Here is a 23,851-nt window from a genome sequence, read left to right as displayed (position 1 = left end):
AGAATGAAAAAATATTCCGTTACACTTTTGATCTTATCCTCAGCAATATTTTTGGGGTGTCATACTACAAAAGCAAGCAGACAGAGCGCGGCAGAACTTTCGGCTCAGCAACTGATAGCGGAAAACCGCATAGAAGAAGCAAAGGCTCTTTTTGACGCAAAAGCCGACATCAACAGTGCGGATGAAAACGGCAATACGGTATTGCACATCGCAGCCAAAATAAACGACGGAAATCTGATCACGTTTTTGATTTTAAAAGGCGCAGACACTACCCTTAAAAACTACAACAGCGAAACCGCTCTTCATATAGCCATAGATAACGACTGCTACGAAGCGGCGCGCACTCTGGCGTTAATAGGCAACGACATCTTCATACACGACGGGAATAACATTACGGCGCTTGAAAAGGCTCTTGCAAAAAGCGACGCGTATTACGACATAATGATAACGACCCACAGCGGAAAAATACGCGACGTATCCGGGCAATCTATAGTTCATTACTTTATTAAAACACATAACGAAAAAGCGCTCTCTTATTGTATAAGAAAAAACATTCCTATCGACATAAAAGATGAAAACGGCATAACTCCCCTTAGGCTTGCCCTTGAAGATTTTGATAACGATATTTCCGTCCGCAACGCGGCCGAGCTTTTGAAAGCCGGCGCAGAACCCGTCAACGGAAAATATTCATATTTTGAAGACGCCGTGCTTTCAAGGAATATGAGTTTAAGAATTTCCGACGGGCAAACGCCTCTTCACGCCGCAGCTTCGCTGGGACACACGGCTATAGCGCGCTACCTTGTGGCAAACGGCGCTTCTGTAAAGGCACAGGATATTTCAGGTTCGACGCCGCTGCATTCCGCAGTCAGGAAAGGAAACACCCAGATCGCCTCATTATTGCTTTCAAACGGAGCGGATGTAAACGCGCCCGATACGCTCGGAAAAACACCCATCCTCTTGATCATCCCGCGGGAAAAACAGCTTGAAACATATTCATTACTGATTTCAAACAAGGCGGACACAAGAAAAAAGGACACATACGGCGACACCGTTTTGCACACGGCAACCTTAATAAACGCAGATCCTGCGATTTTGTCCCTTTTGGTTGAAAATAAGGCGGACATAAACGCCAGAAACAAAGAAGGTCTTACGCCTCTTTCCACAGCAGTAAAAACGGACAGAGAAAATCACATTGAATTTTACGTAAAAAACGGAGCGGACATAAACGCCTATGACATGAACGGGAACAGCCCGCTCACGATGGCGCTTTCAAAAAACATAAGGATAATAAAAAGCCTTGTAACAAACGCAAACGTCAATTCACTAGATTCAAAGGGTAATACTCCTTTGCACACTGCGGTTCTAAAAGGTGCGCCGCTCGAAGCCGTAGCCTACATCGCTTCGATTTGCATGGACATAGACGCACGCAACGCCGATGGAAATACTGCGCTGTATCTTGCCATTGAAAAAAGACGGCGCGACATTGGCGAACTTCTTATAGGAATGAATGCCGATATCTTTGCGTCAAACACAAAAAATTATTCGCCTCTGAGACTTGCTTTTACCGAAGGCAAAGACAGCGCCGATTGGATCATAACGTCAAAAACGATAACTGCCGTAGACGGAAGCAAAAACACGGCTCTTCACTATGCGGCCGAATGGGGACTTGAAGATTCGATATCCACATTAATTGAAAAAGGAGCGGACGTAAACGTAAAAAATGCGAACGGCGAAACTCCGCTTATAAATGCGGTAAAAACCGACAATACGGCGGCAATCGATCTTCTTTTAGCATACGGAAGTTTTCTTAACACCCGCGACAATTCGGGAAGCACGGCGCTGCATACGGCGGTGCGCTGGAATGCCTTTAATTCCGCAGACGATCTTATAAAAAGAGGAATAATGATAGACTCCCAGAACATGCAGGGAACAACGCCTTTGGCGGAAGCCGCGCTGTCGGGTAAAAAAGACATGGCCTTGCTTTTACTCGATAGAGGGGCGGATCCGAACGCTACCGACGCGGCAGGCAGGAGCATACTTATAAACGCCGTACGAGGACAAAACATCGAATTGATAGATATGATGCTGAGCGCGGGAGCAAATCCCGGCATTCAAGACATGGACGGACGAAACGCAAGCCATGAAGCGGTTCTTACGGGAAACGTCGAAATAATCACAAAGATACGCAATTCAGGCGGAAGCGCTTTAACACGCGATAAAAACGGCGAAACTCCGTTTTCTCTTGCCTTGAGCAAAAACGAAAACGTAATCAGAGCCGTGGCCGGTTCAAACAAAAACCTTGCGGATTCGGACGGCAACACGCTCATGCACATAGCCGTGCAAAACAGGGCAAGAGGAATAATAATTCAGACTATGATCTACGAAGGTTATCCCATAGACATAAGGAACGCCGCAGGGTATACGCCGTTGGCGCTTGCCGCAATATCGGATCAAAATTCTACGGCGGGACTGTTGCTCGAAGGAGGCGCTAATCCGTTCATTTCGTTCAATAAAAACGACGATTGCACGGTTTCCGTAGCCTTACAGAAAAAAGATTCTTCATTGCTGAACAATATCATAAAGTACGCAGGAGAAAGGGCGGACATGCAGGGCAACACCATACTGCACTATGCGGCAAAAACGGCGGACGCTGAAACCGTAAAAACGATCCTTTCGGAAGGCATCGACCGCGGTGTAAAAAACGTATCGGGCGAAACCGCCTACGACATTGCCGTAAATTGGCAGCGAAAGGAAATTGCGGAACTTTTGAAATAATTGCCGGGGAATTTATTTTTACGGTTTTCTCGATTCGCGGGAATCGAGAATATCGAGCATTTTTAAAAAAGCGCTTCCGGGTTTACGCAATTCCCGGGAGCCCCTTGTTATCTTGCAAAGCGACATGCCGAATTTTTTTGCGATCTCCCGCTGGGTGGCGCCCTTGTTCATCTCCTTTACGAGGAGCCAGCGGCTGGTCAGATCTTTAATTTCCGCAGGGGTGCAAAGGCAGATCAAAAAATCTTTTATAAACTGCGCTTCGGTACATTCCGCCAGCAAAGAGCAAAGCTCGTCGGCGCCGTCTTCAATCTGTTTTTTATTGGAAAACGCCCCTTCTTTCATATAACCATAATATCCGTTTTCATTGTAAAAGTCCAACGATCCGACAGGTGCATACCGACAACAAGCGGACAGACAAACGCCGCCGGGCATGAACCTGTTTAGGCGAGGCGAAGCGCATTCGCCGCCGAAAACCGCCGTTAAAAGTTACTTGTCGAGTGCACCGTTTTAAATATCAGCCTTTCCTGGCGCGCCGCCTTTAAAAAGCAATTTCGTATATTGATGCCGGGCTTTTTTATACAGATCCGCGGCGGGCGCCTGCTCAACAATAGAGCCGCTGTGCATAACTCCTATCCTGTCGCAAAAATAACAGGCCACTTTAAGATCGTGCGTTATAAACAGCATGCTTAGCTTGCGCTCTCTGCGGATCTTATTGAGCAAATTCAAAATTTGCGCCTGTATTGAAACGTCCAAGGCGGAAACTACTTCGTCGCAAATCAAAAGCTCCGGATCCATGATTAATCCGCGTGCAATCGAAATACGCTGCCTTTGTCCGCCTGAAAATTCCGCAGGCCGTTTTTCCAAATCTTCGCAGGTAAGCCCTACTTCACAAATTATTTTCTTCGCCTTTTTGAGGGCGTCTTCCTCGCCTGTCCACTTGGAAGAATGGCGTAAGCCGCTGACAAGGATTTCGTAAACGCTCATCCTCGGATTGAGAGAACGCGCCGGATCTTGAAAAACATATTTTACTTTTTCACGGTAGGATTTAAGACCTTGGCGACTTAGCTTTGTTATATCGGTCTTATCATTTCCGTTGCAATAAAGAATTCTTCCACTTGAAGGCCTGTACATGCCTATTAAAAGCCGCGCGCAAGTCGTCTTTCCGGAGCCTGATTCTCCCACAAGCCCGTAAGTTTCTCCACAAAAAATATTAAAAGACACGTCGTTTACAGCGTAAACCGTCTTATCCTGCCTTGAAAAAGCGCCTTCTTCAAGGTTAAAACGTTTTGAAAGATGTTCGGCAAAAACAAGCACACCGTCGGCTCTATCCATTGTTCCCCTCCGAAGGCGCAAACGAGCCCGAATAAGTTTTAAGATCGGAAGCCGTATAATGCATACCGAACTGGGGCAAACACGACAGCAGCGCCTTCGTATAATCGTGTTCGGGATGGTTATAAATCTGCTCTGCCGTTCCGCTTTCAACTATTCTGCCGCCGTACATCACCGCAATCCTGTCTGAAATTTGAGCGACAAGTTCGATATTGTGGCTTATAAATATTATGGAAAGTCCCCGCGTTTTTCTAAGCTTAAGCAAAAGCGAAACTATCTGCGCTTGAATCGTAACGTCCAGAGCAGTAGTAGGTTCGTCCGCGATAAGAAGTTCACAGCCTTCGGCAAGCGCAAGCGCGATTCCTATGCGCTGAAGCTGCCCTCCCGAAAACTGGTGCGGAAAATTCACGAGCCGCTCGCGCGGTTCCGAAATTCCCACTTCGGTCAAGAGCTTTGAAGCTTTGTCAAACGCTTTTTCTTTATCGATAGCAGGATCCACATTGCGGAGCGTTTCAAAAAACACGCCGCCGATATTCTGGAGCGGATCAAAAGAACGCCCCGGTTCCTGAAAAATAAAAGCTATTTTTTTACCGCGGTAAGAACGGATACTTTCCGGAGGGAGTGTAACAAGATCGACTCCGTCATAAAAGATGTTCCCGCTTATAAAAGCGTTTTCAGGCAACAGGGACGGGATCGCCGAAACCGAAACGGATTTTCCGCTGCCCGATTCGCCCACTATGCCCAATATTTCGCCGCGGTAAAGTTCGTAGGATATACCCTTAACGGCTTTAACTTCCACCCTCTTTGTTCCGCGCAAAACGGAAAAGGTTACGCAAAGATCCTTCACACAAAGAAGCGGTCTGTCCGCCGAACGCAAACGAGAGGCTCTCTCGCCGCTCAATGTGCCTTTATACGCGCCGCCGTTCTCGTTTTCACGGTTTTCATTTTCGCCGATTCCATTCTTACGGCTTTCATTTTCATCGCGGCTTTTGTTTTCACCTCTTTCATCCTTTTGCAGCGCGGCTTTTTTGCTTTTGCTCTTAGCAGGTCTTCTAAACGTATGAAAAACCGCATGGTAAGGATCAAAAAAATCGCGCAAAGCGTCGCCGAAAAAATTAAAAGCAAGCGTAACGACGAGCAAGAGCCATACGGGCGTCAAAAGCCACGGATAATTTTGCAGATTGTTCAGCGTAGAAATATCGCGGTTTATAAGCGAACCCCAGCTTACAGCCGGATCGCTTATGCCAAGCCCGAGATAAGAAAGGGTCGTTTCACTCATAATAAAACCCGGAACGCTTAGGGCTGCGCTTACTATCAGAAGACTTGAAATCTGCGGGATTATCTGAAAAAATATTATATTCCCTGACGGAATGCCTTCAAGTTTTGAATTGATTATGAATTCTTCACGTTTTACGGAATGTACGATGCCTCTTATAGTCCGTGCGCTTCCGGGCCAGCCCACAAGGGAAAGTATCATGGTTATCACGATATAGGAAGTTCCGCTGTCCATGCGGGTATTTAAAAGCGACCGCAAAAACAGAATAAGATAGAGAGCCGGGATCAGCATAAAAAATTCCGCAAAACGCATAATACTCCAATCGGCCGCGCCCCCGTAATATCCTGCCAAACCGCCTAAAAGAATTGCAAGAAAAAGCGAAACGGCCGACGCCAAAAAACCTACGGTAAGTGAAATTCGGCTTCCGTAAACTATGCGGCTGAAAAGATCTCGCCCCAAATTGTCGGCTCCGAACAAAAACACGGGATAAAAACTTCCCGTCGCAGGATCCGTTTCGCTTCCGAACAAATGCACGTCGCACGGTATAAAACCTAAAAGCTTGTACTGCGTACCGTGTACAAAAAAATCAATTTTATGATGGAACTGTTCCCCTTTCACCCTTGCATACTGCCATGTCACAGGATCAAGGACACGGCATTCCCGCGCCGTAAGATTGAACAAAGAAAATTCCACGTTTGACGGATGGAAGGTCGCCGCCTCAAAAGACTGAGCAGCCGGATAAGGCGCAAAAAATTCGGCAAAGATCATAACGACATACATTATGACTATGAATATCACGGAAACGAAGGCAATGGGTCTTGTCTTTAAAAATTGAAAAAATTTTTTCATGCAGCCCCCGCATATCTTATTCTGGGATCTACAAGAGCCAAAAGAATGTCGGATATTATCATTCCCGCAAGGACTAAAAACGATATGAACATGCTGTTTGCAAGCACAAGGTTTATATCTTCCTGAAGAACCGCTTCGTACATGAGGCGTCCGATTCCCGGATACGCAAAGATTATTTCCAAAACAAGAGAGCCGCTGAAAAGCCCTGCGATGAGGTTTGCGCTGCCCGTTATGTACGGGTTTAACGTGTTTCTGAACGCGTGGCAAAGATATACCCTTGCCTCGCTTATTCCGCGCGCGCGTAAGGCCATTATGTAGGGCATTCCCATCTGGTCGAGCATAGTCGCACGGATCATGCGCATAGTTCCCCCTATCCCGCCCAAAAAAGAAGCGAGCAGCGGCAAAAAAACGTGATAGCCGTATGAAAACACAAATTTTCCAGGAGCCTCGGAAAACGGAAAATCGGGATAGGCCGTAACGGGAAAAAGGCCTGAAATAGAGGCGAAAAGCTGAAGCAGGATGAGCAGTAAAATTCCCGGGAACGCGTGAAAAAAAAGCGCAAAAAACGCAGCGGCTACGTCGATCTTAGTGCCAGCCTTGCTTGAAAAATAAACGCCGAGCAAAAATGAAAATGCGGTTATAAAGACAAGGGATATCATATTGAGGATCACGGAATTTATTATCCTTGTTCTTATGAGAAATGAAACAGGAGCTCTGGATATAAGACTTATCCCAAGGTCATGGCGGACGATAACGCGCTCAAGCCATAAAAAATATTGTTCGTAAAAAGGTCTGTCCAAACCGAGTTCTCTTCGCGTAACCGAATACTGATCTTCTTTGAACGCCGAAGGCAGCGATGTCCGAGCGCTGCCGGAAGCAGTCCCTTGTCCCGCAAGGCCGGCAGAGCCGCCCGATCCTCCCGGAGATCCTGAAGCCGCCGCCATAAGCTGCTGCGTCATAAGCTGATCTACTATATCGCCGGGAGCAAGTTCCATCAGGCCGAACATCGCAAACCCCAACAAAAAAAGCATGGTTATCATCGTAAAAAAACGTCCGACAATAAAGGCCGAAAGCGGCATGCGCTTTTTAAATTTGCGCCAAGGGCTTATTGCGGCGCCGCACGCAAAAAACAAAATCCTCTTTATCGTTATCAGTGCTTTCATAATCGAATACTCCGCAATCTACCGCCTACCGTGCCGCATAAATATTGTCCGTTAAGGCGCCGTTTAAATTATCAAAATAAAAATTAGTCTGATCCCATTCGTTTCTTATTGCATAAAAAGCGCGGGAGCGGACAAGGTATATAAGAGGACATTGTTCAAGGATTATGGACTGATACTCGTCCCAAATTATCTTTGCCTTTTCATGGCGGAGCTCGTATTGCCCTTCGTTATACAAATAGTCTATGCGGGCTTCCCAATCCGTGGCGGGTTCCTTTTGCAGCGGATACCACAGGTGAAGGTTTCCGTCGGACGGCCAGACGTTCGATCCCTGAGACGGCCATAAATTTGCCCCCAACGCGATTATCAAAGACTGCCAATCGTACGTAGAAGTAAGCTGTTCGACGATTTTTTGAAAATCAAGCTGCCGCACATTTACTTTTACGCCTATCTTAGAACATTCGTCGCTTATGATCTGGGCAATGTCGTTATTCGTCGTTACGCCGGAAGGCACGGTAAGATCAAATTCAACCCTTATTCCGTCCGGATCATATAAATATCCGCCGTCCTTTCTAAAACCGGCTCCTTCCAACAGCTTTAACGCCTTAACAAGGTCGTATCTGTATTTCAGAACAATATCTTCATTGTAATAAGGATTTCCTTTTGGGAAAAAAGTATACTTAGGCTCCGCGAGGCTGCGGTAGGTCTGCATTATTATGCGTTCCCGGTTTAAAGTACAGCTCATAGCCTGGCGGAATTCCTTTAGCGTAAACCATTTATAAAAAGCTTCATTTTTATTTTTAGGATTTTGATTAAAGCTCCAAAAACCTGCGCCCAAAGATCCTTCCGCATTATAAACGGTATAATCCCTTTGATCTTCGACAAGGCTTTCAAGTTCTTCGGGACGCACGGAATGTGATTCCTGCTTTCCTTGTTTAAAAAGCAAGGACTGAGTGTTTATGTCGCCGACTATTTGGACTATGCACTTATCCTTATACGGGATCGCCGTGCCGTTTTCATCCTTATCCCAATAAAAAGGATTACGCTTATACACAAGCCGCTGTCCCGGTACGTATTCGATCAAAAACCACATGCCGCAGGACGGAATAGTCTTAACATCCACGGAAGCGTTAAACATATCCTTTACGGCCTGCGCTCCGCCTTTTTTCAAAGCTTTTGCATACAAAAACGAAGGCTTAATGTCCCTGTTCGTGGCCAGAAGAGGTTCTGCTATGATACGAGGAAAATGAAACACAAACGACTTATCGTCTATCTTTTCTATAGTGATGCGTCTGGAAGCGCCGTCGCTCATAGTCATAAACTGCGAATTATATGCGGAACTGGCAAAAACAGGATCGCCTTCGATTTTATCATACCAAAAAACAATATCGTCGGAAGTTACGGGAATTTTTTGGTCCGAATCGGGGAAAGACCAAAAAAGATCGCCGCGCAAAGTATATTTTACGTCGAGGGTTTGAGCCGCTTCATCCGTAATAATTTCAAAAGAGGCGGCCTTCGCCTTCCATTGTCTTAAAACAAAATCGTAATCTACAAGAGAAGTTGTCATCATTGACACAATGGATGCGGTGGAATTGTCACGCTCGGCGATCAGCTGATTAAAGCTCTTAGGATCCGAAATAATCGAAGCGTTCCAGTCGCCGCCGATTTTTCCCGGAACGAATTTTTCACCGCGCCAGGGTTTGCTTTTTGTTTTGGATATCACGGCGGAATTTCCGACTGCGCGCGCGCTTTCAATTTCTTCAAGCGTCATTTCGGGTATTTTTTTTGAACATCCCGAAAACACGGCAAAGGCGGCGATAAGCAAGAACAGTTTGGGTACTCCGGCGGAAAAAACTTTCATTTACGCTATTGTGTCATAAGCCCTTTTTAACGTCAATAACGCTTGTTTTCACACGCGCCGCAAACGGCGGCGGTAAACGGCGCCAACACACCGCGCTCGGCTGCAGACTCTCCCGCGCGCGCTTAATCCGCAGCCCGTCCTGCCGGTGCAATCGCCGCGTAGTCTGTGCCGCGCGCGTTTCGCCGGCCGAGCATACCAACCGCCGCCGCGCAATCGCCGCGTTGTCAATTCATTTAAATAATGCTATTATCAGAAAGATTTAAAATCGCGCGCACGGCCACAAACGTACGGCTTTGCGCACGATAAAAACTTATAATTTCGGAGAAAATCATGAAAAAACTTATTGCGATCATAGGCGCGTCGTTTTTTTTCGCGTCGCTCTTTGCCGGCGGCATAGACAATAAAACAAATCTCAATTCAGGCTATCTTCGTAACCCAAGCCGCCTCACGGAAACAAAACGCCCCGAAGCCGTCCTTTACAACATAGCAGGGACAGGCTTTATGGAAGAAGGTTTGCATTTAGGAATAGGCGACCAGTTCATCTTTAAAAAATACACAAACGAACTGAAAGTCTCCGGAAAAGAATACAGCGACGACAAAAATATTTTCTTTTTCCCCGATTTGGAAATCGTCTATAAAAAAGACAATTGGGCAGCCTTTTTCGGCTTTGGAGTGTTCGCCGGAGGAGGATCCTTGGATTATTCCGACGGTAACGGTGCGATAGCGGGATTATTTGTCCAAAAGGCTGCAACTAATCCCACACTGGCAGCCGCTTTTGCAGGTGCGGCCGCAAATCACAACCTAAAAGTGTATTCCGTTACGATGGGTGAAATACTGGGCGCGTCTTATATGGTAAACGACATAGTAAGTTTGTCGTTAGCCGCAAGGTTTTTACACGGAAATCAAAACATATCTTTAAAGGCGCCCGCCCTTTCCGCCATAAACGGTGGAAAAGAGCTGGCCTACGACGCTTCGGGTTACGGGCTTGGCGGGATTATCGGTATAAATGTAACCCCGATAGAAAACCTTTATTTAGGATTGCAGTACCAGACCATAACGAAACTCGATTACAAATACAAATCAATAACGGGAACCTTAACGCCTACCATTTTAAGCGCCCAAGAAGGCGATTATTTTGACAATGACCTTCCTGCAGTGCTGGGACTTGGAGCAGGCTATAACGTTTTGGACAATCTCTACGTGAGTTTAAGCTTTAACTACTACTTTAACAAACAGGCGGACTTGGAAAATCCTCTCGGAAGAACATCGCTTGACTATGACGATTCATGGGAAGTGGGACTCGGCGCAGATTATCAGTTCAATGAAAAACTCGGCTTTTCCGCAGGGCTCATGTACAGCAACCAAGGTTCCAAAAGCGACGTAAACAGCGCCTTCAGCCCTGTCCTTGACAGCATAGTTATGGGATGCGGCGTCGAATACAAGGTGATCAAAAATCTCATGCTCACGGGATCATTCATGTACAGCAATTACTTTGAAAAAGAATACGCAAATTCTCTGGATTTGAATAAAGACATATTCTTAACCGCTATCAGCGTAACGTACAGACCTTTATAAACCGCCTTACAGACCAGGTATCCGATGCCCGGTAAAAATGAAAACCGCGTCGGATACTTTAGCATCGACTATGTGTAAACCTCCGGAAACAATAAAGCCGTTCGCCGCATATTTTATTTTCATCCTTGTCGCATCTATGTCGCGGCTTTATTCAATGCCCGTTTTTGACAAAACGGACATAAACGGACAAAAAACACAGGCTTTACAAGAAAAATTATCGGGACAAAACAAGGCGACTCTTTCTTCGCATAATAAAAAAACGCAATCCTTACCTGACGGACTTGAAATCTTCATGGATGCATATCCCGACATATCGTTTACGGCGGAATATGACGACGATCTTTCCGATTGGAAAATAACGCTTAAAATTCCAGAAAATCAGACAATGTCTACGGCGGAATTTTATTGGACAGACGGAAGTTTTCTACCGCGCGAACACTTGGGCGACAAGCAAAAACATTGGACGCTCTTATATAATTACGCAAAAGAATTAAAAGATCCTTCGACCTACACTCAAGAAGAAATCGAGCAAATCAGACTTTTCAGTTCGGCCGACAATCGGCAAAACGGCTCCGGCACTCCGCAGTATTTTTTCGACGCCGTCTACGATTGTAAAACAAGGGGAGCTGTCGAAAGACATATCAAAAAAACTTTTTTTTTGGGAAAAATTTTAAACGTTCACGAAAAGATCATACCTGTTCTTAAAAAAATCGAATCCGAGATAAACGAAGCGTCCAAAACCGACATACTGATACAAGACTTTGTCGACGATCTTTATCAGGCGGACGGGTATTTATGGCGGAACATACGCGATTCGAACAGAAAATCTTTTCACGCTATGGGGCTTGCGGTGGACGTGCTTCCCAAGCGGTGGGGACACAAAATAATATATTGGAACTGGCAGGCTCAACATGATCCGCAAAATTGGATGCTGACTCCGCTTTCAGAACGCTGGATGCCGCCCGACGGTGTCATAAAAATTTTTGAAGACAACGGTTTTATATGGGGCGGCAAATGGCCTATCTGGGACAACATGCACTTTGAATATCGCCCTGAATTGATACTGTATCAGCGGTCAAAAAAGTAAAAACCTTAAATCACCTTAGACGGCGTCCGGAGCGACGCAGGTAAGAATCAACCGAAGAGATTTCGGTCGGAACACGCGGCACATAATTAGCGGATCCGTTTTTACATTTTATCTAGGTACGGAATGAGGACGAGTTCCATAGCGTTTTTAAGAACCGTGAGCGTACATTTTGCAAGCAGCAGGCGCGCTCTTTGCAGAACTTCCGTCTCGGCGCCCAGTATCGGACACGACTGATAAAATTTTCCGAATAACTTGCTTATGTCGTACAAATACGCCGCCATAAGGCTAGGATCAAGGTTGTTCGCAGCCTTCAAAACCGTCTCGGGAAAGGCGCCCAAGGCCTTTATAAGATCCCATTCGGCTTTTGAAGTAAGGCATTCGGAGGCGGCTTCGGTTTCAGCCGGCAGGATATTCGTTTCTTGAGCTTTACGCAGAATTGAAGCTATGCGGGCGCCCATGTATTGCAGATAAGGCCCCGTATTGCCGTTAAACGAAAGGGATTCTTCAGGATTAAAAAGCATATCTTTAACAGGCGTAATCTGTAAAAGATAATAATGAAGAGCCGCAAGCGCAACTTTTTCGGCGACGTCGTCCGCATCGTCCAACTCGTCTTCGCGTCCTTTTGCTTTTATCTCTTCAAAGGCGTCGGCGTGAAGCTGATCTATAAGATCGTCGGCGTCAACTACGGTTCCTTCCCGGCTTTTCATGCGCCCCGAAGGAAGATTTACCAGGCCGTAGCTTAAATGATACAGTTTATCCGCCCATTCGTAACCGAGTTTTTTCAATATATAAAAAAGCACTTTAAAATGATGAATCTGCTCGGAAGCGACTACATAAACAAGCTGATTGAACGGCCAGTCGTCATGGCGGAAGATCGCAGTTCCTATGTCTTGAGTCATGTATAAAGACGTTCCGTCCTTCCTAAGCAGCACCTTGTTTTTGTCCATGCCTAAGGGCTTTAGGTCAACCCAAACGGAACCGTCTTCTTCTTTATAGAAAATTCCCTTTTCAAGTCCTTCAAGAATTTCTTTTTTTCCTTTAAGGTAAGTTTCGCTTTCATAATAAAGCTTATCGAACGAAACCCCTGTGCGCTCGTAAGTGGCCTTAATTCCTTCGATAGCCCAGTCGTTCATCCTTTTCCAAATTTTATGAATATTTTTATCGCCGCTTTCCCAAGCCAAAAGCATGGCCTCGGCCTGTTTATTTGCTTCAGGATGTTCTTTGGAATATTTATCGAATTCCACATAGCACTGCCCTACAAAGTGATCGCTTTTCATGCCCGCAGTTTCAGGCGTTTCGCCCTTAGGTTCGTGGAAGAGCTCGTATGCAAGCATCGATTTGCATATGTGTATACCGCGGTTGTTTATTATGTTGACTTTAAATACCTCCGCTCCGGCTTTTTTAAGAATACGGCTCACGCTTTCTCCCAAAGCATCGTTACGCATGTGCCCAAGGTGAAGAGGTTTGTTTGTGTTGGGACTTGAATACTCAACCATGACCCGGCGATTCGCCAAAGGCTTTTTACCTTCTTCATCAAACGAGCCGTAATCGCTTCCTTCGGAATATATGCGGTTCAATACCGCCTTTATCGCCGAAACTTTATTCAGTTTTATATTTACGTACGGACCTTCTGCGACAAATTCTCCTATCGAACGACAGTCTATTCCGGCCAAGTTTTTATTTTCTGAAATAATTTTTACTACGTTTTGAGCGATAACGGCAGGAGCCGTCCGCAAGACCTTTGCAAAAACGAACAGGGGACTTCCAAGGTCGCCCATATCAGGATCGGGAGGATTCTCAAGCTGTACCGAAGCGGCGTCTATTTCATCCCCGGAAATTCCTTTTGAAGCTTTAAACATATTGAGCGCCGCGCATATCAAAATGCGGCTGTCGTTTTTTATATCGGACATGATTTTCTCCAAATCCTTTTTTTTACAAGTTTTATGCGGAAAAAGCGAAGCGTTTCAAACTATAATGAAAACGCAAAAGCGGCGGGCAAGAGCCGCAAACGCCCGCAGGATTTTCAAAGTATAGCAAATATGAAGATTCTTTGCAAAACGTAGCATTCCAGAACGCCGTTCGCTATGCTCACACCGTTAACTGACTAACACCGTTCGCTTAGTTCACTGACGTTGTAAGTCAGACTCACGCAAATGCCCGCAAAACGCCGCCTGCACCGTAAAATATTTCCAGCGCTCGTCCATAGGAAGAGCGGGATCCAGGCATGAAGTTTCACGCCTGAACGAGCCAAAAACATATTCAGGAGCCGCGCGGGAATTGCAGTTTTGCCCGCCGGATCTGTCCGAGCCGCTTGATTTACAGCCTTGACTGCCGGCGCCTTTTTCATCCGACTCCGAGCAACACGTGCAGTCCGTGCATAGCGCAATATTGCAAGCCTGAACTCCGCATTTTTGTAAAATACTTAAATTGGCTTTTTCAAGCGAAAGACGGAACATTTTTTTGCCTTTGAAATTTCCGCTCGGCGCGCCGAACTTTAAAGTTGCGCCGCAATTTAAAGCTGCACTCGAATTTAAAGTTTCGCCGTAATATAAAGTTTCGGCGGCTTCGACGCAATCGGGCGTAAAATTTTCGGCAAAATAATTTGCACGCTCCTCATCTACGATATAACAGCAAGAACGTATGTGAGGACCCAAAACGACGCTCACGTCTTCCGCCCTAGTCCCAAATTCCTCTTTTGCTTTTTGAAGCGCAGTTTTTATGATCCCGGTGCCCTTCCAGCCAGAATGCAAGACGCCGAAAACGCCGTTTCGTCTGTCGTAAAAAAAAACGGGCACGCAATCGGCGACGGTTACGGACGGCAAAAGCGTCTTGTTTTTCGTAAGCAGTCCGTCGGCTTGCCTGCCCTGAGCTTCTTTTCCGTTTCTAAGTATGATAACATCGCGGGAGTGAACGAGTTCCAACGGAACGGGAACCGGCAAAAAATTTTCGGCGCGAACCGTCGGCACATATGACATCTCCCGCATCTCCGCCGTTTCCGACACGCAGCCTTCGGCTTTTCCCGCTCCTCCGCGGCAAAAGTTTTTTTTACCGCAAAGAGTTGAAAAAAATAAATCTCTGTTTTTATTTTCTTCAGTCCATCTGAAACGCATGGAACCGGCGCGCAACAAACTCATCCCGCACACGGGGTACTCGCCGCCTGAAAGCTCTTTTTCATCACAGATAAAGGGAAACAGAGCATAGTTTTTGCCGGAAGCGCAAAGGGAAAATTTTTTCATGCTTCCGCGCTTTCCAATTCCAAAAGTTCGATTCCGCAAAGCAATTCAAGAATATCCGTCAAAGTTGTAAGCAGTTTTTTCAATTCGGCGATATAGCTTTGATTTCTTTGCCCGCAGATAGTGTTTAAATTTCTGATCGGGCACGGCTCTTTGTTTTCCGACACGCCTAAAATACTCTGCAATATGGAAATCAAAGAGCGGACAGCATTGCCTAAATGCATTTTCATATCTTTTATATTTTGGGCAAAACCTGTCATAACAAAATCGATCTTTTTTTGAGTTTTGATCGTTCGCAAATGTTCTTTTGCAAACACGTCGAACAACAGGCCGATCTCTCCGTCCTTTCTTAAATTCCTATTAAAATTCTTCATGGAAGAATCCACAGACACAAGATCGCTTATGGCGCCGGTAAGCAGTTCCTTGCTGTTTTTCTGCGTAAAATCTCCTTCCAGCTGCAAAACCTTAAGAATCCGTATGTTTTCGGAAAAGAAATTTTCCAAATACCAGTTTATAAAGCCTCCGGTAATCTCGTATTTGAACCGGATACCGTCACTCAGTTCAGCCCAAGGTCTGGACGGCATGAGAGGAAAAGAATTCAAAGAGAATTTACTTTTTAATATAAAAAGCTGTTCTTCTTTTTTGCATTCGAAAAGCCATTTTTCCCAGCGCGCGTCAAAACGTTTTTTCCATTCGTTTTTGAACTTTACGAACCAGTCTTCGGCGCCGCCGAAAGGAGCGGGACGCCAAGTGTAATCCGAAAACACGATCTTCGCTATGGAGATCACGGGAACCGAAACTATAAAAAAGTGAAGCGCGGAAAGGTGCTTTCCCGCTACGTATAAAAATTCGTCGAGCTTAGCATTGTCTTTGCTTTTTGAGGAAAAAAGAAACAGAGCTTCAAGCGTTTCTCCGTTGATCGATTTTCCGTATGACAAAACCCGCACAAATTCGGAAAAACTGTTTCCCAATTTTTCAAATGAACAAATATGATCATCCGAAACCACATTTGAAAATGCAGTTAAAAATTTGTCAAACGGTAAAGAAGAAAATTGCCTAAGCCACTCTACGGATAAGACAGATCTATACATGATATTGCGGGAAACGGCGGGTATGTTTTTCAAAATTTCATCGATGCGCCTAACCAATGCGGAACGGTGTCCTTCGGGAACCTTAGCCCTGGGCGGCGTTGAAAAAGGATCGGCTTCTTCGTTTATCTGCGACGTCACTTCAGGAAGAATGAACGAACCTAAAAAAACATAAAACGCGCCAATGTCGTCCTGTATAGGACTCAAATAGGTTTTAAAAAAATCCGCGCAGTCTTTAAGCTGTCTCAAATAATTATAAGATATCGTCGTAAGATTGCGGCGGTCAAAGTCTATCAATCCGGGAGCTGCCTGAGAAATTTCCGCGGCAAGCCTTGAAATTCTGTCTTTTTCGTAAAGTTTTTCCAAAGAGATGCTTTTTAAAACCGAGCGAAGCCAGAGCAAGACCTTATAAAGGAAAAATTCTTCTTTAAGTTCTTCGGATAATGAAATTTCCAAATCGGCGTTTTTTCTAAACGGACTTTCGAGCGTCTGTTCTGCAAGATTTTCCGAGAGCTGTTTTATCTTTTCAAGCAGTATGACGCGCTCTTCAACGCTTATCCCCGAAACAAGATGTGTAAAAGTATTTTCAGATTTATCTTGAGACATAACAAGAGTTTATAGTATAAAGCGCCTTAACTACAATAGATTCTTCAAAAAAGATTAAAACTTTCGGCATCAGCGGAACAAGCGGTTTAAGAGCTTGCGATGTCCTTTGCGTCGGTGTTTCCGCGAGCGATTCCTTCGACATAAGCCCAAACTTTTTCATCAACTGCGACGCCTTCTTTCATGCTTCTAGCTCTTACGGCGAGAGTTCTTTCACCGGGATAACAAACGCGATCCCCGCCCTTTACAGGATGGCTTGCGTTTACGGCTGCAACTCGTCTGTCCATCATCGCTTGTATTTCTTTTTCTTCACCGAACAGATAAGGATCGTAAGCTATGAATATCTGGCAGCAGCCGTAGCAACTTCCGCCGTTTTCAGCGTCCATGTCTATTCCCGACCGGCCGTTGGCCATAACCGCTGCGGCTAAATCCAAGGCCAAAGACAATCCGCTGCCCTTCCAGTAGCCTATGGGAAGAGCGAGCATAGACTGTTCAATCGCGCCGGGATCCGTCGTCAAATTTCCATCTTTATCGTAGCCGCCGGGAAACGGAAGCTGCTTTCCGGCAAGGCGGTAAACGCCCAATTTTCCGTATGCGTACTGACTCATTGCCATATCGAGTATCACAGGGCCTTTTTTCCGCGGAATGGCAATGCAAAACGGATTGTTTCCGACTCCGACTTCGTCGCTGCCCCACAAGGGCATACAGCTTTCGGTATTTATCCATGAAAACCCGACGAATCCCTTTTCGGCGATGCGCCATGCGTAGGTTCCGCCGCGCATCCAGTGGGTCGTGTTTTTAAGAGCTACGCAGCCTATGCCGTGCGTCTTTGCAAGCTCGACTGCGCGGTCCGAACAGAAAAGGGCGTTCATAATACCTATCCCAAGCTGACCGTCGTAATTTTCAACGGCGCCTTTCCCGCCTAAAAGCTGCGGAGATCCTTTAAGATTTACCCAGCCCTTGTTTATGTATTCTACGAATCTGGGAACGCGGTTTAAGCCGTGGCTTTCAACTCCATCTGCGCTGGATTCGGAATGTATCGTAGAACAGATTTCCGCCTGTTCTTCGGTAAGCCCCGCATTTAAAAAAGCCTGTTTTATCGTCTTTTTAAGCGTATCGAAAGGAACTCTTTTACTCATCTTATACTCCCCTGTTGAGCTATTATACATTAAAAGTTAAAATAAATCTTATACTGAAATTCTTTCTTTTTTCAAGTACGGGAGAGTTTATGAAAAGAATCGTTACTGTTCAAGATATTTCGTGTGTCGGCAAATGTTCGTTAACCGTTGCGCTGCCGATTATTTCCGCTATGGGTGTCGAGACCGCCGTAATTCCTACTGCAGTCCTTTCAACACACACTGCTTTTAAAGGGTTTACATTCCGCGATCTTACGGAAGACATCACGCCGATACTCGATCATTGGAAAAAAGAAAAAATAAGTTTCGACGCAATTTACACAGGATATCTGGGATCGTTTCGCCAATTGGAGCTTATGAAAAAGATGTTCGGTGATTTTAAAAGCAGCGGAACCCTTATTTTTGTTGACCCATGCATGGCGGACAACGGAAATTTATACCCGGGCTTTACAAAGGAATTTGCCGCGGCGATGGCAAAACTCGCCTGCCTTGCGGACATAATCGTTCCGAACATGACCGAAGCTTCGTTTATGTTGGATATTCCTTATAAAGATTCCGGATACGACCTTAAATACGTAGAAAACATATTGGTTGAACTTGCCGCGCTCGGCGCAAAAAAAGTGATTTTAAAAGGCGTAAGTTTTGAAAGCCAAAAGATCGGAGTGATGTGCTACGACGGTGAGACGAAGGCTTTTTCTTCGTATTTTCATGAAAAACTGCCTTTCTGTTTTCACGGAACGGGCGATATTTTTGCAAGCGTATGCGCAGGAGCCATTTTACGCGGATTTTCCGAAGAAAAGGCCGTCGCTCTTGCGGCCGATTTTGTAGTAAGGGCGATAAAGGCGACGGTAAAAAATCAAAAGCACAACTGGTACGGCGTGGATTTTGAAAGCGAAATTCCGTTTTTGGTCGGATCGCTCTGATGAGCCGGCTCGCTCGGATAGGTCAACTCTGTAAGTTCGCTCGGTTCGATCAGCTTCTAGGTCTGACTGTAAAGCCCTGAAATTTCAGAGCGCCATTCATTTTTTTTACCGGGTTCTTCCCATTCTATTATCTTTTCGATTTTAAAATGCTTCGTGTCCTCGGGATCGGCGAACGAAAGAACCGCAAAGCGCCCCTGCCCTATGTACGAAAAACGCTCATTTTCTTTAAGCGCTTCATTTTTAGAAGCTATGGACAAGGCGCAGTCAAAATGTATTGGAGCGCCTGTATTTTTGTCGGCCAAAGCGGAAGACAAATCTTCTATAATTTTTCCGCAAACGGGGCATACAACTTCCCTGTCTTTAAAATCTCTGATAGCTTTTTCTTTATTTAAAACATCCGTACGCGTTTCTCTGGGCACAACGTGGGGTACGGCCGTATTGGCGGCATTTTTGTGATTATAATTTTTATCGTTCCAGTTACGACGATTGTTATGATTTTTCCGTCTTCCGTTTCTGTCCATAAAGATTTCCTTTGATTTTCACTGCGATGTAAAATGAATTACAAAAAGAGCGAATCAGCCGTGCAGCGTCCTGTGCATATAATTGTCTACAAGCCTGTTGCTCATTACCTGCGCTATCCGCTGAATAGCGCCGTCCACGTACTCATTATCGCTTATTTTCTTCCTTAACTCAAGAATTCTAGGAGAAACAGCATCTTTACGATCTTGCGCAGGATCTTTGCGCATATTATTTTTTGTCATCATAAGACCCCAAAAAAGGCATTTTCCATGTGATAGACGGGCGGGAACCCCGGCATATCCACTACTATCACATCAAAACGAATAAACCTGTTATTATATTTTCGATTGATTGCAAGGAAACGTTTAGCCGTTTCCGTAATTCTTTTTTGTTTTCTGCGGTTTAATTCGTGTTCCAAAGTGGAAATGACTCCACTCGGTAAGGTCTTTACTTCGACAAAGACGATCGTTTCTTCTTTGAGCGCTATTATGTCAATTTCTCCGGATCTTGCCCTCCAATTTCTGTCTAAAATAGTAAAACCGTGCTGCTCAAGGTACAAAGCGGCACGGTCTTCTCCATTTTTGCCTAAGACAATCTTATTCACTGTAAATAAAAATCGCGCCCGAAAAACTAAACTTCTTCAAGTTCTTCCAATTCTTCGACGTCTTCGGCATCTTGAACCATGGGAACTGCAGAAACCACAGTAGGAACAGGAACCGCAGCGACAGGCGCGCTGTCTTTTATTTCCCGCCCGTAAGTAAGCAAAAAAGGAATCGCCCAGCGTTTTAAAGCTGCGATATGGTAGGGCTTTACCGTTTTTCCTTCGGCCAAAAACATGTTCTTCCCGTCGTCAAAAAAAACCGGGGCGGAAAAACGCATTCCGTCCTTTATGTCGGAAGATTCAATCCTGATAAAATTATTCATATTTATCTCCGATATATCCGATAAAAGCAAATATTTTTGCTACAATTTCCCACGTTTGCTCTGGTATACAGCTTCCCACTTCCTGAAACGACAAAACTTCCGCAAGAGCGTCGTCTCTTACGACGGCTATGTCGTTTTCTTCGGCTATTTTTAAAAGGCGCTGTGCAAGCAGCCCCTTCGCCGCCGCCGTAATAAAAGGAGCCTGGGCGTTTTCAGGATAACGCAGCGCAACCGCTTTTTTGACAAAGTTCACACCAAGCCTCTAACAAAATCCACAGGCAAATTATCTGTAAAAAAAGGCGTCGCCTCTCCCCGAATCCTTTCAACTTCAACGGAGTTTCCACCTGACGACAAAAAAAGCTTAAGAGCGTCCCGAACTCTGTCAAAACCCGACGAAGGCGGAGGTTCGATTGAAAAAAGAACCTTTTTAAAATCACCCGCTTTATTATCATAGTATACCACAAAAGTATATTCCTGTCCGTCCGTATTTGCCGAAACGACCATTTTTTTTACATTCTTTTTTACAAGATCAAGGCAAAGTCTTAAATTTCCGCTGCCCAGCATTTTTTTTCCCGGAAAAGAAAAATCAAAAGGAAGAACTATCCAATGGGCGCCGGAAGAATTCTTATCGGCAAGGTGATTAAAAAGCGTCAGCGCGCCGCATTTTCGGCCGTTCCCGTATGCAAAAGAGGCATCATCAAAAAACAAGGATTTAAAATCCGCCGCGGTTTCGCCTGCTTCATCCGCTTCACCCGATCCCCGGCCGTCCGATTTGTCTGATTCGCCGAATTCTCTGCCGCTCGATTCACCGAATTCCCGGCCGCTCGACAAAACGGCTTTTATCACCTTGTCGGAGCTTTCCATTCCGTTTTTTTCAAGAAGAAGAGCCGCTTCCGCCGCCGCCGTCTCTTCTCCCGAAAAACGGAGAGCCGCAGAGCGCGCTTTGGATAAAAGGCGCGCATCAAAACGCAGGCCGAGCTCTCTGAGCTGTTGAAACAGACGGAGCGACAATGTGTCGGGGACAAGCCCCAACGACAAAAAATACTCGACGAGAACAGGATCGGAAATAGACTGCAGAGCGGATGACGAATTGTCGGACAAGATTTTTTTTAGGATAAATGCGTCCGGCAAAACGGAACCGTGCGGAATGAGGGCTACGTTGCCGTTTTGTAATGTTATTTTTGCCTGAAAAGAGCTGCCGGGAATCAGAGGAGAACGTGCATGAACCGAAAACTTCGAACCGCCGAAGGAAACCGTGTAGCGGCCGTCGGAATCGGTGGAAAGCACACGAACAAATACAAGTCTTCCCTCCCGCAGTTCCGACCTTTGGCCGGGACTGTTCAGGGAAGATACGGAATGTATGTATACGCTGGACGTACTCATACAAATTTTTAAACGGTATTAAGCCTGGCTTTCCGCTTCGGCCTTTACGGTCGCTTCTTTAGCGGCAGCGGCGGCTGCTGCTGCGGCATTGCGAGCTGCCATAGCGGCGGCGACTTTTCCACCAACCAGTTCCTTAACCTTCGCAGCCTTACCTACCTTATCGCGCAGATAATACAGTTTCGAACGGCGCACTTTTCCGGCATGAACAACTTCAACCTGCATGATACGCGGAGAATTCAACGGGAAGACACGCTCGACGCCGACGCCGTAAGAATTTTTACGAACGGTAAAAGTTCGGCCGATTCCGCTGTTTTTCATACAAAGGACTATTCCTTCGTAAATCTGTACACGTTCCGTCTTACCTTCGACAATTTTAAAGTGAACTTTTACGGTATCGCCGACATTAAATTTTTGGGCGCCCGGACGTTTATTTTGTTCTTCAATTGTTCTTATCAGATCCATAATTTCTCCATTTAAAAGTCGCGTCGATCGATCAAAGGGATTTTTTCCTTTCGGATCTTTTGCGCTTTTTAGCCTTTTTTAAAAAAGACTGCTGTGTTATTTCCTCAATCAATTTTTCGGCTTCCAAAGTAAGCTGCCCGGACAAACGCAAAGACCATATCAAATCGGGACGGTTTGCAAGCGTTTTTTCCAAACGTTTTTTCAGACGCCATTTACGAATATTTTCATGATTCCCCGAAGTTAAAACGTCGGGAACTTCAAGCCCCTTGTACACAGGCGGTCTGGTGTACTGAGGATATTCCAAAAGCCCATCGGAATAGCTTTCTTCTTCAAGCGATCCGCTGGAAATTACGCCTTCGATAAGCCTGTATACGGTATCGATTATGACGATGGAGGACACTTCTCCGCTTGACATAACGTAATCTCCTATTGAGATTTCCTCGTCAACGTAATAATCGATTATCCTTTGGTCGATACCTTCGTATCTTCCGCAGATTATCACAAGCTCGTCTTTAAGGCTTAGCTCCTGTGCTCTTTTTTGCGTAAACGGTCTGCCGCCGGGAGTTACGTAAATAACGTACTTTCGGCCTGACCGTACGCTGTCAAGCGCACTTCCGAGAGGGCCCGGAAGCATAAGCTGTCCGGCTCCTCCGCCATACGGACTGTCGTCACAGGTTCGGTGTTTATCAATGGCAAAATCCCTGATATTCACCAGATCGTAGGCTATAATTCCCTTTTCAACCGCTTTCGCCATGATTGAGGTTTCAAAATAGGCGCTCAAGATTTCAGGGAATAAGGTCAGCACGGTAAATTTCATGGAATTACTCCAGAATCCAGAGGTGCATCAACTCAATCTCTTTTCTTTTAACATCGACATTGCGTATGTGCTCGTAATTAAAAGGAACAAATACGCTCCTGCTTTTACCTGAAGCCGTATATCGTATGTCTTTTGAAAGAAGATCGCAGTTCTCGGAGATAGAAACTTCAAATAAGTAACCGCCTCCGCCTTCCAATACGTCTGTGACTGTACCCACCTTTACGGCGGATTCAGATTTGTCTTTCAATCCGTCCTTGTTCTCAGCAAAATAAACAAGAGAACACTGTTTTAGATCGTCAATATACCACTCGTTTTTATTTAAAGGAGCGGCATATTTTCGCGGAACAACTATTTCCCATCTGTTGTACTTTCGTACATCATCGGGCGAATCGATACCCGCAAGTTTCATATACAAGGTGCTGTCTGCAGGCTTTACATATTCGACCTTAAAGATCTTTTGCTCGCCTGAGCCCCTCAAAGTGACTTCTCTAAGAACAAGAATATGTTCAAATTCTCCCGAAGCACTTTCTACTCTGAATTCCCCCGTAACGCCGTGGGCGCCTCGGACGAAACCGACCGTAACCTGTTCAAGCACGCTCGTTCCCTAGTCCAATATTTCAAGACTGTAACGTTTTCCGTCTCTGACGGCGGACGCGCTTAAAACGGTACGCAAAGCTTTGGCTATTCTTCCGTACTTGCCGATAACTTTTCCAATATCGCTGTCAGCAACTTTAAGCTGAATAACGGATCCTCTGTCGCCTTCCGTTTCCGTTACTGAAACAGCATCGGGATCATCGACCAATGATTTTGCAATATATTCGATCAGGTCTTTTTCCATACTGGCTGCTCCC

The 23,851-nt window shown here is 45.5% G+C and carries 23 protein-coding genes; 4 read left to right on the top strand and 19 right to left on the bottom strand.

Annotated features, from left to right (window positions below; genetic code table 11):
• Positions 1 to 3 precede the first annotated feature (3 nt).
• Positions 4 to 2,775, top strand: coding sequence for an ankyrin repeat domain-containing protein (locus HRI96_RS04230; protein ID WP_210118275.1), 2,772 nt, complete (start codon positions 4 to 6; stop codon positions 2,773 to 2,775).
• An 18-nt stretch (positions 2,776 to 2,793) separates the two neighbouring features.
• Here HRI96_RS04230 and HRI96_RS04225 read toward each other — a convergent pair whose 3' ends face one another.
• The 5 genes from HRI96_RS04225 to HRI96_RS04205 form a co-directional block, all read right to left on the bottom strand.
• The gene (locus HRI96_RS04225; RefSeq protein WP_210118274.1) at positions 2,794 to 3,117 is read right to left on the bottom strand and encodes a Trp family transcriptional regulator; all 324 of its coding nucleotides are present in this window, start codon (positions 3,115 to 3,117) and stop codon (positions 2,794 to 2,796) included.
• Between the two features lie 165 nt (positions 3,118 to 3,282).
• The gene (locus tag HRI96_RS04220) at positions 3,283 to 4,107 is read right to left on the bottom strand and encodes an ATP-binding cassette domain-containing protein (protein ID WP_210118273.1); all 825 of its coding nucleotides are present in this window, start codon (positions 4,105 to 4,107) and stop codon (positions 3,283 to 3,285) included.
• Positions 4,100 to 6,229: a dipeptide/oligopeptide/nickel ABC transporter permease/ATP-binding protein gene (locus HRI96_RS04215; RefSeq protein ID WP_210118272.1), complete on the bottom strand. Its 2,130-nt coding sequence runs from the start codon at positions 6,227 to 6,229 to the stop codon at positions 4,100 to 4,102. The genes HRI96_RS04220 and HRI96_RS04215 overlap by 8 nt, the downstream gene beginning before the upstream one ends.
• Complete coding sequence (locus HRI96_RS04210; protein WP_210118271.1) at positions 6,226 to 7,392, bottom strand: ABC transporter permease; 1,167 nt, start codon at positions 7,390 to 7,392, stop codon at positions 6,226 to 6,228. The genes HRI96_RS04215 and HRI96_RS04210 overlap by 4 nt, the downstream gene beginning before the upstream one ends.
• A gap of 25 nt (positions 7,393 to 7,417) precedes the next feature.
• Complete coding sequence (locus HRI96_RS04205) at positions 7,418 to 9,250, bottom strand: ABC transporter substrate-binding protein (protein ID WP_210118270.1); 1,833 nt, start codon at positions 9,248 to 9,250, stop codon at positions 7,418 to 7,420.
• A 330-nt stretch (positions 9,251 to 9,580) separates the two neighbouring features.
• Between HRI96_RS04205 and HRI96_RS04200 the strand changes: the two genes are divergently transcribed.
• Both HRI96_RS04200 and HRI96_RS04195 read left to right on the top strand, forming a co-directional pair.
• The gene (locus tag HRI96_RS04200) at positions 9,581 to 10,825 is read left to right on the top strand and encodes an OmpP1/FadL family transporter (protein WP_210118269.1); all 1,245 of its coding nucleotides are present in this window, start codon (positions 9,581 to 9,583) and stop codon (positions 10,823 to 10,825) included.
• Between the two features lie 70 nt (positions 10,826 to 10,895).
• Positions 10,896 to 11,912 carry a M15 family metallopeptidase gene (locus HRI96_RS04195; RefSeq protein WP_210118268.1) on the top strand — a complete coding sequence of 339 codons (1,017 nt, stop codon included), beginning with the start codon at positions 10,896 to 10,898 and terminating at the stop codon, positions 11,910 to 11,912.
• A gap of 101 nt (positions 11,913 to 12,013) precedes the next feature.
• On the opposite strand, the gene argS is transcribed toward HRI96_RS04195, so the two are convergent.
• From argS to yiaK, 4 genes are all read right to left on the bottom strand, one after another.
• Positions 12,014 to 13,822 (bottom strand): arginine--tRNA ligase, encoded by a 1,809-nt coding sequence (argS, locus tag HRI96_RS04190; protein ID WP_210118267.1) that lies wholly within the window; start codon positions 13,820 to 13,822, stop codon positions 12,014 to 12,016.
• 213 nt (positions 13,823 to 14,035) lie between these two features.
• Positions 14,036 to 15,148, bottom strand: a complete 1,113-nt coding sequence (locus tag HRI96_RS04185; protein WP_210118266.1) for a purine nucleoside phosphorylase YfiH/LACC1 family protein — start codon at positions 15,146 to 15,148, stop codon at positions 14,036 to 14,038.
• Positions 15,145 to 16,839 carry a DUF5312 family protein gene (locus HRI96_RS04180; RefSeq protein WP_210118265.1) on the bottom strand — a complete coding sequence of 565 codons (1,695 nt, stop codon included), beginning with the start codon at positions 16,837 to 16,839 and terminating at the stop codon, positions 15,145 to 15,147. The genes HRI96_RS04185 and HRI96_RS04180 overlap by 4 nt, the downstream gene beginning before the upstream one ends.
• 86 nt (positions 16,840 to 16,925) lie before the next feature.
• A complete protein-coding gene (gene yiaK / locus HRI96_RS04175; protein WP_210118264.1) occupies positions 16,926 to 17,975 on the bottom strand; it encodes a 3-dehydro-L-gulonate 2-dehydrogenase in 1,050 nt (349 codons plus the stop codon).
• A gap of 89 nt (positions 17,976 to 18,064) precedes the next feature.
• Here yiaK and HRI96_RS04170 point away from each other — a divergent pair, with 89 nt between their 5' ends.
• A complete protein-coding gene (locus HRI96_RS04170) occupies positions 18,065 to 18,895 on the top strand; it encodes a pyridoxamine kinase (RefSeq protein ID WP_210118263.1) in 831 nt (276 codons plus the stop codon).
• Positions 18,896 to 18,951: 56 nt separating this feature from the next.
• Here HRI96_RS04170 and HRI96_RS04165 read toward each other — a convergent pair whose 3' ends face one another.
• The 10 genes from HRI96_RS04165 to HRI96_RS04120 are packed head-to-tail and all read right to left on the bottom strand — an operon-like array spanning position 18,952 to position 23,838.
• Positions 18,952 to 19,416, bottom strand: coding sequence for a hypothetical protein (locus HRI96_RS04165; protein WP_210118262.1), 465 nt, complete (start codon positions 19,414 to 19,416; stop codon positions 18,952 to 18,954).
• 54 nt (positions 19,417 to 19,470) lie between these two features.
• Positions 19,471 to 19,659, bottom strand: a complete 189-nt coding sequence (locus HRI96_RS04160; RefSeq protein WP_210118261.1) for a hypothetical protein — start codon at positions 19,657 to 19,659, stop codon at positions 19,471 to 19,473.
• The gene (locus HRI96_RS04155) at positions 19,656 to 20,018 is read right to left on the bottom strand and encodes a YraN family protein (protein ID WP_210118260.1); all 363 of its coding nucleotides are present in this window, start codon (positions 20,016 to 20,018) and stop codon (positions 19,656 to 19,658) included. The genes HRI96_RS04160 and HRI96_RS04155 overlap by 4 nt, the downstream gene beginning before the upstream one ends.
• A gap of 26 nt (positions 20,019 to 20,044) precedes the next feature.
• Complete coding sequence (locus HRI96_RS04150; RefSeq protein WP_210118259.1) at positions 20,045 to 20,338, bottom strand: phosphohydrolase; 294 nt, start codon at positions 20,336 to 20,338, stop codon at positions 20,045 to 20,047.
• Positions 20,331 to 20,591 (bottom strand): EscU/YscU/HrcU family type III secretion system export apparatus switch protein, encoded by a 261-nt coding sequence (locus tag HRI96_RS04145; RefSeq protein WP_210118258.1) that lies wholly within the window; start codon positions 20,589 to 20,591, stop codon positions 20,331 to 20,333. Before HRI96_RS04145 ends, HRI96_RS04150 begins: the two co-directional genes overlap by 8 nt.
• Positions 20,588 to 21,721 (bottom strand): hypothetical protein, encoded by a 1,134-nt coding sequence (locus tag HRI96_RS04140; RefSeq protein ID WP_210118257.1) that lies wholly within the window; start codon positions 21,719 to 21,721, stop codon positions 20,588 to 20,590. Before HRI96_RS04140 ends, HRI96_RS04145 begins: the two co-directional genes overlap by 4 nt.
• 18 nt (positions 21,722 to 21,739) lie before the next feature.
• Positions 21,740 to 22,186, bottom strand: coding sequence for a 50S ribosomal protein L19 (gene rplS / locus HRI96_RS04135; RefSeq protein ID WP_420832847.1), 447 nt, complete (start codon positions 22,184 to 22,186; stop codon positions 21,740 to 21,742).
• A 28-nt stretch (positions 22,187 to 22,214) separates the two neighbouring features.
• Positions 22,215 to 23,000: a tRNA (guanosine(37)-N1)-methyltransferase TrmD gene (gene trmD / locus HRI96_RS04130; protein WP_210118255.1), complete on the bottom strand. Its 786-nt coding sequence runs from the start codon at positions 22,998 to 23,000 to the stop codon at positions 22,215 to 22,217.
• A gap of 4 nt (positions 23,001 to 23,004) precedes the next feature.
• A complete protein-coding gene (rimM, locus tag HRI96_RS04125; RefSeq protein WP_210118254.1) occupies positions 23,005 to 23,595 on the bottom strand; it encodes a ribosome maturation factor RimM in 591 nt (196 codons plus the stop codon).
• Positions 23,596 to 23,604: 9 nt separating this feature from the next.
• Positions 23,605 to 23,838, bottom strand: coding sequence for a KH domain-containing protein (locus HRI96_RS04120; RefSeq protein WP_210118253.1), 234 nt, complete (start codon positions 23,836 to 23,838; stop codon positions 23,605 to 23,607).
• Between the last annotated feature and the right edge of the window lie 13 nt (positions 23,839 to 23,851).

This window comes from Treponema parvum (assembly GCF_017893945.1).
Lineage (GTDB): Bacteria > Spirochaetota > Spirochaetia > Treponematales > Treponemataceae > Treponema_D > Treponema_D parvum_A.
This window is presented reverse-complemented; position numbering and strand designations above follow the sequence as displayed.